Source organism: Xenorhabdus sp. PB62.4 (assembly GCF_014467285.1).
In the GTDB taxonomy this organism is placed as follows: domain Bacteria; phylum Pseudomonadota; class Gammaproteobacteria; order Enterobacterales; family Enterobacteriaceae; genus Xenorhabdus.
Genome location: NZ_NKHR01000040.1, coordinates 1 through 12,844, shown reverse-complemented (window position 1 = coordinate 12,844; position 12,844 = coordinate 1). Strand labels below are relative to the sequence as shown.

General features: G+C 44.2%; 18 protein-coding genes and 3 tRNA genes. 11 read left to right on the top strand and 10 right to left on the bottom strand.

The genetic code is table 11. The annotated features are described in order from the left end of the window. Nucleotides 1-394 (top strand): PAAR domain-containing protein (locus Xenpb_RS18255; RefSeq protein ID WP_368666844.1); only part of this gene is annotated, 394 nt, incomplete at its 5' end. A gap of 452 nt (nt 395-846) precedes the next feature. Here Xenpb_RS18255 and Xenpb_RS18250 read toward each other — a convergent pair. Both Xenpb_RS18250 and Xenpb_RS20150 read right to left on the bottom strand, forming a co-directional pair. Then, the gene (locus Xenpb_RS18250; RefSeq protein ID WP_187655583.1) at nt 847-1,098 is read right to left on the bottom strand and encodes a hypothetical protein; all 252 of its coding nucleotides are present in this window, start codon (nt 1,096-1,098) and stop codon (nt 847-849) included. Continuing rightward, nucleotides 1,088-1,177 (bottom strand): hypothetical protein, encoded by a 90-nt coding sequence (locus Xenpb_RS20150; protein WP_368666846.1) that lies wholly within the window; start codon nt 1,175-1,177, stop codon nt 1,088-1,090. Before Xenpb_RS20150 ends, Xenpb_RS18250 begins: the two co-directional genes overlap by 11 nt. Here Xenpb_RS20150 and Xenpb_RS18245 point away from each other — a divergent pair. The 4 genes from Xenpb_RS18245 to Xenpb_RS18230 are packed head-to-tail and all read left to right on the top strand — an operon-like array spanning nt 1,142 to nt 3,788. Further along, the gene (locus tag Xenpb_RS18245; protein WP_368666845.1) at nt 1,142-3,016 is read left to right on the top strand and encodes a DNA polymerase; all 1,875 of its coding nucleotides are present in this window, start codon (nt 1,142-1,144) and stop codon (nt 3,014-3,016) included. The two genes, Xenpb_RS20150 and Xenpb_RS18245, sit on opposite strands and share 36 nt — an antisense overlap. Before the next feature lie 3 nt (nt 3,017-3,019). Next, the gene (locus Xenpb_RS18240; protein WP_187655581.1) at nt 3,020-3,298 is read left to right on the top strand and encodes a hypothetical protein; all 279 of its coding nucleotides are present in this window, start codon (nt 3,020-3,022) and stop codon (nt 3,296-3,298) included. Nucleotides 3,299-3,308: 10 nt separating this feature from the next. Beyond that, nucleotides 3,309-3,512 (top strand): ANR family transcriptional regulator, encoded by a 204-nt coding sequence (locus Xenpb_RS18235; protein ID WP_187655580.1) that lies wholly within the window; start codon nt 3,309-3,311, stop codon nt 3,510-3,512. Next, nucleotides 3,513-3,788: a VRR-NUC domain-containing protein gene (locus tag Xenpb_RS18230; RefSeq protein ID WP_187655579.1), complete on the top strand. Its 276-nt coding sequence runs from the start codon at nt 3,513-3,515 to the stop codon at nt 3,786-3,788. On the opposite strand, the gene Xenpb_RS18225 is transcribed toward Xenpb_RS18230, so the two are convergent. Beyond that, on the bottom strand, nt 3,774-4,253 hold the full coding sequence (locus tag Xenpb_RS18225; RefSeq protein ID WP_187655578.1) for a hypothetical protein: 480 nt from the start codon (nt 4,251-4,253) through the stop codon (nt 3,774-3,776). The genes Xenpb_RS18230 and Xenpb_RS18225 overlap by 15 nt on opposite strands. 43 nt (nt 4,254-4,296) lie before the next feature. Between Xenpb_RS18225 and Xenpb_RS18220 the strand changes: the two genes are divergently transcribed. Beyond that, nucleotides 4,297-4,413, top strand: coding sequence for an Arc family DNA-binding protein (locus Xenpb_RS18220; protein WP_187655577.1), 117 nt, complete (start codon nt 4,297-4,299; stop codon nt 4,411-4,413). Between the two features lie 28 nt (nt 4,414-4,441). Here Xenpb_RS18220 and Xenpb_RS18215 read toward each other — a convergent pair whose 3' ends face one another. Beyond that, on the bottom strand, nt 4,442-4,771 hold the full coding sequence (locus Xenpb_RS18215; RefSeq protein ID WP_187655576.1) for an Arc family DNA-binding protein: 330 nt from the start codon (nt 4,769-4,771) through the stop codon (nt 4,442-4,444). Nucleotides 4,772-4,918: 147 nt separating this feature from the next. On the opposite strand from Xenpb_RS18215, the gene Xenpb_RS18210 reads away from it, so the two are divergent. The 5 genes from Xenpb_RS18210 to Xenpb_RS18190 all read left to right on the top strand — a co-directional run bounded on the left by Xenpb_RS18210 (nt 4,919) and on the right by Xenpb_RS18190 (nt 8,680). After that, nucleotides 4,919-5,095, top strand: a complete 177-nt coding sequence (locus Xenpb_RS18210) for a hypothetical protein (protein WP_187655575.1) — start codon at nt 4,919-4,921, stop codon at nt 5,093-5,095. Nucleotides 5,096-5,106: 11 nt separating this feature from the next. Next, complete coding sequence (locus Xenpb_RS18205) at nt 5,107-5,925, top strand: Rha family transcriptional regulator (RefSeq protein WP_187655574.1); 819 nt, start codon at nt 5,107-5,109, stop codon at nt 5,923-5,925. A 42-nt stretch (nt 5,926-5,967) separates the two neighbouring features. Further along, a complete protein-coding gene (locus Xenpb_RS18200) occupies nt 5,968-7,350 on the top strand; it encodes a DEAD/DEAH box helicase (RefSeq protein ID WP_187655573.1) in 1,383 nt (460 codons plus the stop codon). A 90-nt stretch (nt 7,351-7,440) separates the two neighbouring features. Continuing rightward, entirely contained in the window at nt 7,441-7,671 is a 231-nt protein-coding gene (locus Xenpb_RS18195) for a DUF4224 domain-containing protein (RefSeq protein ID WP_187655572.1), read from the top strand. After that, the gene (locus tag Xenpb_RS18190; RefSeq protein ID WP_187655571.1) at nt 7,664-8,680 is read left to right on the top strand and encodes a tyrosine-type recombinase/integrase; all 1,017 of its coding nucleotides are present in this window, start codon (nt 7,664-7,666) and stop codon (nt 8,678-8,680) included. The genes Xenpb_RS18195 and Xenpb_RS18190 overlap by 8 nt, the downstream gene beginning before the upstream one ends. Before the next feature lie 132 nt (nt 8,681-8,812). Here Xenpb_RS18190 and Xenpb_RS18185 read toward each other — a convergent pair. The 6 genes from Xenpb_RS18185 to uvrY all read right to left on the bottom strand — a co-directional run bounded on the left by Xenpb_RS18185 (nt 8,813) and on the right by uvrY (nt 12,324). After that, nucleotides 8,813-8,899: transfer RNA gene (locus tag Xenpb_RS18185), tRNA-Leu, on the bottom strand. Between the two features lie 6 nt (nt 8,900-8,905). Next, nucleotides 8,906-8,979 (bottom strand) — tRNA-Cys (locus Xenpb_RS18180). Between the two features lie 5 nt (nt 8,980-8,984). Next, a tRNA-Gly gene (locus tag Xenpb_RS18175) sits at nt 8,985-9,060 on the bottom strand. A gap of 144 nt (nt 9,061-9,204) precedes the next feature. Then, a complete protein-coding gene (gene pgsA / locus Xenpb_RS18170; RefSeq protein WP_099115456.1) occupies nt 9,205-9,753 on the bottom strand; it encodes a CDP-diacylglycerol--glycerol-3-phosphate 3-phosphatidyltransferase in 549 nt (182 codons plus the stop codon). 56 nt (nt 9,754-9,809) lie between these two features. Beyond that, the gene (gene uvrC / locus Xenpb_RS18165) at nt 9,810-11,642 is read right to left on the bottom strand and encodes an excinuclease ABC subunit UvrC (protein WP_187655570.1); all 1,833 of its coding nucleotides are present in this window, start codon (nt 11,640-11,642) and stop codon (nt 9,810-9,812) included. 22 nt (nt 11,643-11,664) lie between these two features. Next, complete coding sequence (uvrY, locus tag Xenpb_RS18160; protein ID WP_187655569.1) at nt 11,665-12,324, bottom strand: UvrY/SirA/GacA family response regulator transcription factor; 660 nt, start codon at nt 12,322-12,324, stop codon at nt 11,665-11,667. Nucleotides 12,325-12,844: the final 520 nt, after the last annotated feature.

Genomic DNA, 12,844 nt, shown 5'->3' with positions numbered 1-12,844 from the left:
CACCCAAATGATAAAATCTTGCTGTGACATAGCCCTTGTTCCTTTATTTCTCTCAGTTTGGCGACTTAAAGTTATAAAGGAGCGGCTATGTCATTTCAACTCACCTCGAAAGTCGAGCATCGCGTTAAATATGGTAAACAAAGCCGTTATTTTATTAAACGACACAACCGATCATGGTGGTAAAGTAATTACTGCTGTGAGTGGTTATACTTACAAAGGTATTCCCGTTGCCGGAGAAATGGATTTAGTCGAATGTCCTAAATGCGAGGGAATTTTTCCTATTGTCGAAGGCAGTGAGAATTTAAAGAATAATGGGAAAGCTATTGCAGTAGAGGGAATGCACACAGAGTGTGGCGCTAAACTGATTTCCAGTCAGAAAGAGTTTCTCGCTTAATAGAACCACACTGACGCGCTGCGCTTGTCTTCTCCGAGCTACCGGGCTAATACATTAACCCGGTAACTCGGAGAGCTGAAAAAACATAACCGTTATTATCGATTATCTTTATATAACTGCACAGATTTTCACGGGATAACGGGGTAAATGACATATTTATTATATATTTCATTGCGTTACTCTATCCCATATTATCCCAGTCTATCCCGCGACATGGCGTTACCATTTTAAAATCATTTAAATTCAATTAATTAAAACCTACCAGAGAAAAATCTTTTCCGGGATAACCTCCACTGTCACAATATCGCTTTATTTGTAATCACTCTACGTTACGGGATAGAGCGGGATAACACAGGATATTTTAAATAAATGTAACTAACTGATATTTATTAAAATAAATCTCTCTTATCCCAATATCCCGTTATCCCAACGTTTTTTTCTCCTACGTGAGGTTAATCCTCGTCCCTGAAAATCAGCACCACAAACCGCCCCTGAGTACCATTCACCGAAATGGTTTTGCTGATAAAACGGTCTTTCTCCGCTTTAACCAACATTCCGGCCTCTTCTAAGGCTTCAAAGCCGGATTTTTTCTGTAATCCCTGCAATATCTCTGCTTCAAATACACTGGGGATAATGTGATATTCCGCCTGTCCATCATGACGGCGGTTATGCACCAGATATCCGGCAAGATCGCTAATTCTCATGGCGTGTGAGGTAGCGGGTGTTGTTCCAGAATCCGGCGTCAGGATTCAGGGTTGCGCCTGTGTCGTAACCGACGCTGATCTTATCTACCGATTTGGACGAAACTACGCCGCTATCGATATTCCACTGGATCGATTACACGATACTATGGTTCAAGCGCTGGCACATGGGTTACCAGGCTCATTAGGCACTTTATGTGATGTACTAGGGATTAATGCAGATAAAGCCAAAGATAAAGAGGGGAAAGCACTGATAAATTTATTCTGCAAGCCCAGACCAAAAAACAGTAAATACAGGCGTGCTACACGCCTAACTCACCCCGAAGAGTGGCAACGCTTTATCAAGTACGCAGGGTCAGATATCGACGCCATGCGAGAGGTTTACCGCAAGGTGCCCAAATGGAATCTTAACCCTACAGAAGTTTCATTGTGGCAACTTGACCAACACATTAATCGCCGCGGTATCTGCATGGATATTGATCTGGCTAATAGCGCTTTGTCAGCCGTAGACCAAGAACAAAAACGTTTAGCAAAACGTACGCAGGAAATGACTGACGGCGATGTACAGGCCGCAACGCAACGTGACGCAATGTTACGACATATCACCACGGCGTTTGGGGTTGAGCTGCCCGATATGCAAAAAAGCACACTGGAACGACGCATAGCCGATCCCGATATCCCATCAGCATTACGCGAATTGTTAGCTATCCGGTTACAAGCAAGTACTACCAGCACCAGTAAATATAAGGCGTTGATGAAATCGGTCAGTAGTGATGGACGGTTACGAGGAACGAAACAGTTTTGCGGAGCCTCACGTACGGGTCGATGGGCCGGTCGTATTTTCCAGCCCGACAACCTACCGAGACCTACGTTACCACAAAAGGTAATCGACACAGGTATCGAGGCACTGAAAGCGGATTGCGCGGATCTGCTGTTCGATAACATCATGGAGCTGACCAGTTCAGCACTGCGTGGCGTTATCATCGCGCCGAACGGTAAAAAACTGGTCGTCAGCGACCTGTCCAATATTGAGGGGCGTATGCTCGCATGGCTGGCGGGTGAGGACTGGAAATTACAGGCGTTCAGTGAATACGATCACGGCACAGGCGCAGACCTCTACAAACTGGCCTATGCTCGCGCATTCAACATCGAACCGGATGATGTCACAAAAGACCAGCGTCAGATAGGTAAGGTGATGGAGCTGGGGCTAGGATATGGCGGCGGGGTCGCGGCATTTGTCACATTCGCCCTCACCTATGCACTCGACCTGGACGAACTGGCAACCGCTGCATTACCCAACATTCCTGTGTCAGTCCAACGGGCAGCGATGAGTTGGTATAAACAGTCGGTCGAACAAAAACAGACCTACGGATTGAGCGAACGTGTCTTCATCACCTGTGATTCACTCAAACGCATGTGGCGTAATGCCCATACCGCTACCGTGCCGTTCTGGTATGAACTGGAAGAGGCAGTCAAGCGGGCAATCAGTTCACCCAGTGTCACTATCCCCTGCCGTAAGTTACGTGTCCGCCGCGATGGCGCGTGGCTCCGTGTTGTTCTGCCATCTGGGCGTGCGGTGTGCTATCCCTCACCTCGCCTTGATGATGGGCAGATCAGCTACATGGGCACCAACCCGTACAGCCGTAAATGGCAACGGCTCAAAACCTACGGCGGGAAGCTGGCGGAAAATGTCACTCAGGCGGCGGCCCGCGACGTACTGGCGGGTAACATGCCACGTATCGAAGCCGCAGGCTATGACATTGTGCTGACCGTACATGATGAGGTTTTAACAGAAGCACCAGATGCATCTGATTACTCTCACGAACATCTCAGTTCATTGTTAGCTACAAATCCCGAATGGGCACCGGATTTACCTCTGAGTGCTGGCGGATTTGAGGCATATCGATATCGTAAGGAATAAATTATGGAACGTTGTAAAAACTGCGGCCGCTATTATGGCGAGCCGAAGAAAGTCGCCGTTGGTGAAAAATGTAAATTCACCGTCACCACTTACGACGAGAAAACGGGCAGTATACGCAAGGCATCTGGAGTAACCGGAAAATTAAAATACATATTTAGTAATAGTTGCTATTCGGTTGAATACCGTAAAAACAAATATTATGTTGACACTGTCGCCCACCCTGATGATCCATCACCCCTAACACTCGCGTTTGTTGGCCGTTGTACCTGCCCTGCTAAATAAAGGACGCCCTATGTCATTTAAATATAGAGACAGCCCGTTATATTTTCGAACGGCACGCGAGGCTGCGCAAATTGAACGCGAGGGCGATTATTTACGGGCGTCAAAAGTGTGGAATAAAGCCGCCCGCCATTCGCGTAATGCGTTAAATATTGAGTGGTCGGAAAATCGTTCTGATTTTTGTTTAAAGCAATATCACAGGGATAAATTAAATTAAATGAAAATACGTGAGGATGTAATAGAAAGGCATTTAGTTAATGAAGTAAAAAAAGCCGGAGGAATTGCCTATAAATTTGTATCCCCTGGCCGCCGTGGTGTACCCGACCGTATTGTCATTTTACCCAATGGGCGAGTAATTTTTGTCGAGTGCAAAGCACCGGGCGGAAAACCTCGCCCTGATCAGTTACGGGAACACGAACGGCTCAGGGTATTGGGGCAAGAGGTAGTGGTTTTAGATAGTAAAAATGTGGAGGAAATATTAAAGTTTATTTAAAAGAATTCTTTTAATTTCAGAGGAAATATCTATCGAGCTTTGGACTATTTTAAACCTATTATATTCAGGTATAGTTTCTCCGGAAATAATTTCAATTAAAACATATCTTTTTTCTATAAACTTATTAAATAAGCCAGTCAAATCTTCATCATTAAAAGTCTTAACATTAGATAGCACGCTTAATGTTTTAGGCTCTTGGATTTCATTTATTTTAGAAAGTACTTCATCTGACTCTAATCCTCTAGAATAACTTAATTTTCTTAAGAATTCTATTTCCACATCAAGAAAATCAAAAATAGGATTAAGATATCTATTAGAAAGAAATGATGCTTTTGCTTTTTGTTTCTCTATGTTTCTATTATTTTTAAATGAAAAATACTGGGTTATTACAACCCCCAACAACGGAAAGATTCCGCCAATAATCGCAGCACATAAAGGAATCCAAAATGGTGACATATTAGTCATAAATAACCACACCTCTACATATATTAATTTAGGTTAAATAACTATGAGCACAAGAAGCGACCCACAATTACGAGCACGTATCCCGCAAGAACTGAAAGACGCGCTGGAAAAATCAGCGCTCCAAAATGACCGCACGTTAACCGCCGAAATTACTCGGTGACTACGGGAAAGTTTAGAGCGTGATGGAATTATTTTTTCTCAGGGCGGCTAAGTAGTTTGTGCAATTTTTCAATGACAGAACGCAATTCGTCCTTATTTGAGTCAGCCCAATCTATTGCGTATTCACGTTCAAATTTAGCAGTAAGCGCTTCATAGTCACTACAAAGGTCTTCGTACTCTACAGCTATACGTTCGAAACCATTGCTACTCCCTACCAAGGCATCTTGATTTGTCGTTTCTTCTAAACGGTTAACTATTTCAGCCGTTAAAGTTCTTTTATTTTCACTAGCTTTCTGCTCAAGAGTTTCTTTCAGCTCTGCGGGAATTCTCACTCTTAGTTGAGGATCTTCTCTACTCATAAATGGCCTCATATCTGTAAATACGGTGTCTTTACGATGTAAAGACTTTTTAATTATGCCTCACGGTGAGCTTGACAACAACGACTCACGGTGAGTACACTTAATTTTGTACTCACCGTGAGAATAAATAAAAAGAGGCTACCAACAATGGCAATAAAAGTTTCACAACTAAACCACGCCGATTTGCTTTCAATCATTGGCAACGTTCTAGATACCGCTCAGCTACTGAGCACTATCGAATCAGGATCACCGCTTGCATTTGAGCTTATCGAATTCGCCCAGCAAGCAGCACAAGAAGCATCGAACCTAGAAACCACTAACTAAAGGTAATAACCATGCAAAACGTTACATTTTTGGCGTTAACAAATGAAAGTGAAAATATAAACCCGCTCATGATGAGCAGTCGTGAAATAGCGGAACTGACTGATAAACGCCATACTGATGTTATTCGGGATATATGGGTAATGCTGGGGCAGTTATATAGCCTCAATAAAGATGACGCAAATTTGCGTCATGATAAAAATCAAGAGGTTACATTAGTTGAAGGCGTAATCGCTGTTATCGATAATCGGGGCTATGTATCTGAGTTTTTACTCGACCGTCGTCACACTGAAATTCTGATCACCGGATATGATGTCAAAAGACGAGCAGCAGTTATTGATCGCTGGTTCGCTTTAGAGTCTGGAACAGAAAACCCAATTGGTACGAATATTTCACTTACTTTACCTCAAAACTATATTGAAGCGTTGGAAGCCTTACTTATCTCAGAAAAGGAAAAAGCAAATATCACCGAAGAACGTGATGAAGCCGTTCGTACAAAAGCCCAAATTAGCCGAAAAAGAGAAGCAACGGCACTACAACGCAATTCTGCATACCAACGTGTCGCAAACAGAGCAATAAGGGAACGTGAAGAAATGGCCGCACGTTTCGGTGCAAGTAAAGAATGGGCGTCTCAACAAGCAGTATGGCGTGCAACGGGAATAATGTACGGGTGGAAAGTATTAAATGCTTGGCTGGACGAAAATAATATTTATGACCCCGTCACCGATGGTTACCCAATGGCCTACAACATTTACCAAAATTGCCACGAAGTTATATACCCACGGCAAGCGTGGCTTGAAGTACACGGCGTAGATATCAGTGAATTATTTTAACCCATAGCACCCCGCTGTAACGCGGGGTTTAAAAGGTACTCTATGAAACCATTCACACCCCGCCCCTACCAAGATCTCATTATTAATCACGAGCTGGATATACCCCGTTGCAATGTGTGGGCGGGGATGGGTATGGGCAAAACAGTAGCAACATTAACCGCACTGGAGGATTTATACATAGTGGGTATGGAAACCCAACCAACATTGGTATTGGCGCCATTGCGTGTCGCCCGCTCTACCTGGCCGGATGAGGCGGACAAATGGAACCATTTTCACAATATCGAAGTTCAACCCATTGTGGGCAGTGTAAAAGAACGCATGTCCGCACTCAAAAACACCAATGCCAGCGTCTTTACTACCAACTATGACAACCTCGTCTGGCTGGTGGAAACGTTAGGGAATAAATGGCCGTTCGCTACCGTCATTGCTGATGAGAGCACACGGCTAAAATCGTTTCGCCTACGGAAAGGAGGCAAAAGAGCCGCCGCACTGGCAAAAGTGGCGCACAAACATGTCAAACGTTGGGTGAACTTAACCGGTACACCGTCCCCAAATGGTCTGGTCGATTTGTGGGGCCAAGCGTGGTTTATCGATCAGGGTGAACGACTAGGCCGGACGTACAGCGCGTTCACCTCGCGCTGGTTCAATAGTATTCGTTTCCCAGGGCAGCAATGGGTGAAACTGGAGCCGTGGCCGTTTGCTCAGGAACAAATGCAAGCAGCATTAAATGATGTGACCATCGCACTAAACGCGGCGGATTGGTTCGATATCAAAGAGCCAATCCACAACGTGATCCGTGTCGATTTGCCGTCCAAAGTCCGCCAACAATACCGCGCGATGGAAAAAGAGATGTTCATGGAGCTAGACACCACAGGCGTTGAGGCACTGAACGCAGCGGCCAAAACCGTTAAATGTCTGCAAATCGCCAGCGGCGCTATCTATACCGATGAGAACAGAACATGGCAGGAACTGCACGATGCCAAAATACAGGCACTGGACAGCATCATTGCTGAATCGGGCGGAATGCCAGTGCTCGTTGCTTACCACTGGAAGCATGATTTAGAAAGGTTAAGGAAATCGTTTCCGAAAGGCAGACATCTTGATTCCGATCCGCAGACACTGCGCGACTGGAACACCGGAAAAATCCCCGTACTGTTCGCCCACCCTGCCAGTGCAGGCCACGGGCTGAACCTACAAGATGGCGGAAACATCTTAGTTTTTTTCTCTCACTGGTGGGACTTAGAGCAGTACCAGCAAATTATTGAACGTATCGGTCCTACCCGACAGGCACAAGCCGGGCACGACCGCCCTGTTTTTATCCATCACATTATTGCCGTAGGTACGGTCGATGAACTGGTCATGGAACGGCGAAATTCTAAGCGGGAAACACAGGACATTTTACTGGAGGCTATGAAAAAGAGGTAAATATAATAACATTCCGTGACATTTTTCTACGCCACCGTTTACATGGCGGTGATGTTCCCCCCGAACGGTTACTACATATTCGAGGTCAATATGGATGTAAAAACCGGCATCATTAGTGATGCAGATATCGCTGAAATCACTGGCTATCAAATCCCGTCCAAGCAGTGCGCAGCGCTAAAAGAAGCCGGCATTTTCTTTATTATGCGGCGAGACGGGAAACCCCGAACCACATGGGAGCATTTTAATGATCCTCTGTCACAGCGAGTTAGAAACTATGCTCCTGCCCCCCAGGAACCTAATTTCGGAGCTTTAGATGGGTAGAAAACGTAAAAATCCCGCAGATAGCTGGATGCCCCCGCGAGTTCGACGGGGGCGATCAGCGTTTGAGTTTCAGACCTATGACAGCCGGACAATCCGTCTCTGTGATTTTTCAGCAACGCAGGCCGAGGTTTGGGTTGCGTATGAAAAATTAATCGCCGACCAGAAAAATGACGAAACTCTGAACGGTCTGGTTAAGGCGTTTTTTCTCTCGCCGGATTTTTCTGCACTGGCTGTCGAGACCAAAAAAGATTACCGGAAATATGCCAACAAACTGATCCCGGTTTTTGGGAAAATGGCACCGGACAATATTAAACCGGAGCATATTCGCAAGTACATGGATAAGCGCGGATTAAAAGCCAAGACACAGCCTAATCGCGAGAAAAACTTTTTATCCCGCGTATATGGCTGGGGATATGAGAGGGGATTAGTGCGCGGTAACCCGTGTAAAGGGGTTCGGCAATTTAAAGAAATTTCAAGGGATCGGTATATTACCGATGAAGAATATAATGCTATCTACTCCGTTGCCCCTCCAGTGGTTCAGGTTGCAATGGAGCTGGCATATCTGTGTTGCGCCCGACAGGCTGACGTGCTGTCACTGACCTATGCGCAGGTACAAGAAGATGGCATTTTCATTAAACAGGGAAAAACAGGTGTTGCCCAAATCAAGGCGTGGACAGAACGGTTAGACAATGTCGTTGCGATGAGCAAAATGTTACCATTAGATAATGGGGTTAGCAGCATCTATGTACTCCACCAGCGCAAAGGCTCACGGTATACTCGTGATGGTTTTAACAGCCGCTGGAAAAAAGCCAGAGCCGCCGCAATCGAAAAGTTCCCTGAACTGGACTTTAACTTCACATTTCATGATCTGAAAGCAAAAGGGATTTCAGATCTGGAGGGTACACTGGCCGAAAAACAAAAAATTACTGGACATAAAAACATTACTCAAACGGCAAGATATGATAGAAAAGTGAGTATCGTTCCGGTCGTTGGGGGACAAAAAAAGTAAACGGATGGTCAAAAAATATAGTGAAAGAATATAGTGAACGAATAGTGAAAGGTGATTTGTGTCATGAAAAAAGCCACCTGAAAAGGTGGCTTCTTCTTACCCTAACTCACTGTTTAACAGCAAGTTTTTATTTGGTGCCCAGGGCGGGACTTGAACCCGCACAGCCTAAAGGCCGAGGGATTTTAAATCCCTTGTGTCTACCGATTTCACCACCTGGGCTAAATTTGGAGGCGCGTCCCGGAGTCGAACCGAGGTTGACGGATTTGCAATCCGCTGCATGGCCACTCTGCCAACGCGCCTTTTTTGGAGCGGGAAACGAGACTCGAACTCGCGACCCCGACCTTGGCAAGGTCGTGCTCTACCAACTGAGCTATTCCCGCCTTTCTTCGAACTTGTTGATTTACTTAACTTACTTCGTAAAACTCATGTGCCGTTCGATGCGTTGCATTCTACTTACTTCACGAAATGAGTCAACACAATTATTTAGAAAACTCGTTCGTTCGCTGATTTTTGCGCCATTTCGATCAACCTTCACGCAAATCAACCCATGCGGCGCTCAAATATTGAAACATTGACCAGAACGTCAATACAGCAGCAGCATATAATAAGATGAATCCCCCCACTTCCAGTTCAGTACAAGGACGCCATAATAAAGCAACTAATGCCGCCATTTGTGCGGTGGTTTTTATTTTTCCCAGCCATGAGACAGCCACACTGCTACGTTTTCCCAATTCTGCCATCCACTCACGTAGAGAGGATATGATGATCTCACGAGCAATCATTGTCGCAGCAGGCAGTGTGATCCACCACGTATGATAATGTTCTGCGATAAGCACCAACGCAGTGGCAACCATAACTTTATCTGCTACCGGATCAAGAAATGCCCCAAAGCGCGTTGTCTGTTTCCATAAACGGGCAAGAAAGCCATCAAACCAATCCGTTGCAGCAGCGATAACAAAAATAATGGCACACAACATCGGTGCCCATTGGAATGGCAGGTAAAATGCCAAAACAAAGAATGGAATTAAGGCAATACGAAACAGGGTAAGCCATGTTGGAATATTTAATTGCATAATGCTTAGTAACTATCTGGCCATGTAAAGTTTATCAGTATGGTGCATCAATACTCTTAGTGTTTCAACGCATTATAGATTTTTTCTGCCAATGTATAAGAAATAGAAGGCACTTTTGCGATCTCCTCTACACTTGCGTTGCGTAAAGGCTGTAATCCACCCATATATTTTAGCAACATTTGTCTGCGTTTCGGTCCTATACCTGCTATTGATTCCAGTGTACTGGTCTTTTTCACTTTTTCTCGGCGCTGACGGTGACCGGTGATGGCATGGTTATGAGATTCATCTCGAATGTGTTGAATAACGTGCAAGGCTGGTGAGTCAGGGGGAAGAGCCATGCCCTCACCCTCCGCTTCAAAAAATAAAGTTTCTAACCCCGCTTTGCGATCACTTCCTTTCGCAACACCAATCAGCTTGGGATGGTTTTTATCCCATTCAACGTCCAAGGAATTGAAAACTTCTATTGCCCGTGCGAGCTGCCCTTTACCACCATCAATAAAGATGATGTCTGGAATTTTGGATTGATCAATCGCCTTACTATATCGACGATGTAAAACTTGATTCATCGCCGCGTAATCATCTCCGGGCGTGATACCCGTAATGTTATAGCGACGATATTCTGCACGCACAGGACCGTTACTATCAAAAACGACACAGGATGCAACAGTCTGTTCTCCCATTGTATGGCTGATATCGAAACACTCCATGCGCCCAATTTTTGTGAGGCCTGCAAAGGCAGCAAGTGATTCTAAGCGCTGATAGATTGTTGATTGCTGCGAGAGTTTCGTGGTTAGTGCAGTTGCTGCGTTAGTACGTGCCAATTTCAGATAACGCGCTCGATCGCCTCTTGGGCGCGCTTGGATATGGATCTTTCTGCCCGATAACTCAGAAAGTGATGTCTCCAACAATTCTTTTTCAGGTAACGCAAAGTCCAGCAAGATTTCTGTCGGTAATGTTCTGTTTTGACTACCCTGAAGATAGAATTGACCAAGAAAAGTCTGTACGACTTCATCTAATTTAGTATCAACAGGAATCTTAGGATAGTAACTCCGGCTGCCCAATATTTTTCCTTGACGGATAAATAATACGTGTACACAGGCCATACCTGATTCAAAGGCGACACTAATAACATCAAGGTCATCCCCCTCACCAGAAACAAATTGCCGTTCAGTCACTTGTCGTACAGCTTGAATCTGGTCGCGATAACGAGCAGCGTCTTCGAATTTAAGTTGCTGGCTGGCTTTTTCCATTTTACTAACCAATTCAGTCAGCACTTGTTGATCTTTACCCGCTAAAAATAAGCGAACATATTCAACCTGCTGCTGATATTCTTCATCTGTTACGAATCCTTTAACACAAGGAGCAAGGCAACGACCAATCTGATATTGCAGACAAGGCCTTGAGCGGTTGCGATATACGCTGTCTTCACATTGACGGATAGGAAATAGTTTCTGCAATAAAATCAAAGTGTCACGCACAGCGTAGGAGTTGGGAAATGGCCCGAAATATTCTCCCTTCGCATGTTTAGCGCCACGGTATAATGTCAGACGCGGATGGATATCGCCACTTAAGAAAATGTAGGGATAAGATTTATCATCCCGGAGCAATACATTATAGCGAGGTTGATAAAGTTTGATGTAATTATGTTCGAGCAGAAGTGCTTCAGTCTCTGTATGGGTAACCGTGACGTCTATCTGCACGATATTTTTCACCAGTGATTCTGTTTTACGGCTGCTGCTTTGTGTCCGAAAGTAGCTGGATAATCGTTTTTTCAGATCTTTGGCTTTGCCGACATAAATCACCGTGCCAGAGACATCGTACATTCGGTAAACACCCGGCTGACTGGTGACTGTTTTTAAAAATGTCTTTGAATCAAACTGATCTGCCACAATTTCCACCCATCAAATTTTCTCACCCACCGTGGTTCACTATATCTTGTGTATCAAGCAACCCACAGCGTATTGCTATATGGGTCAATTCTACATCACCATTGATATTTAGTTTACTGAACATTCTATAACGATAGCTATTCACCGTTTTAGGACTCAAATTAAGCAGTGCAGAAATCTCATTAACCTTACGGCCTTGAGTTATCATGGTCATGATTTGTAATTCACGCTCTGAAAGTTCATCCAATGGGTTTTCTTTTTGGGGAGATAATTGATTGAGCGCCATCTGCTGGGCAATATCCGGGGAAATATAGCGCTGACCAGCATAAACTGTTCGAATCGCATTAATCATATCCTGCGGCGTTGCCGCTTTGCTCAAATATCCCCTGACTCCTGCTTGCATCACTTTTGTCGGCAAAGAGCTTTCAGTATGGATAGTTAACATAATCACTCGTATATCAGGTGAATAGCGGATAATTTTTTTGGCTGCTTCAAGCCCTCCGATTCCGGGCATTCCCATATCCATAATCACAACATCAGTGCTGTTTGATCTGCACCATCTGACCGCATCTTCCCCGCTGCCAGCTTCTCCTACGACTTTAATACCTCTTGCATCATCAAGGATACCTTTAACGCCAATGCGAACCAGCTCATGATCATCAACCAATAAAACATTAATCAAACAACATCTCCACTAACGCAATACCCACTGAAATAGTGATAAATTAATAAGATCCAAAACCAAGCCAATATGCTTATTTTATCTTCATGATTTTCATAAGATAATTTAAAAAAGAAGACAACATTATCTCTCGGGTGAGAGAGAGATTTTTTGATGAGTTAACGGATTATACTAACATTAGCACGAAACAGAAAGAAAATTGTTACATATCAATAAAGTAAATTATTTTAATCATTCTGTTTATTATGAAATATGTTGTCCACACAGCCTTGTTTAATACTTTTCAGAACAACATATAAATATATTATTCATAATAACCCACTTTACTCCATCATGATATGAATGGAGTAATATTACCCCCATTCATATTGTAACAATCATTTAAATAAATAAACGCGATGCTCGACTTTAACACCCTATAACCTTGGCTTGTTGAAGCAAGTCGCGTTGACTTTTGCCTTGTTTAAAATTGGCAAAAATACCCAACGTGTGAGAAAGCAGTTTTCTGGCTATTCGATTA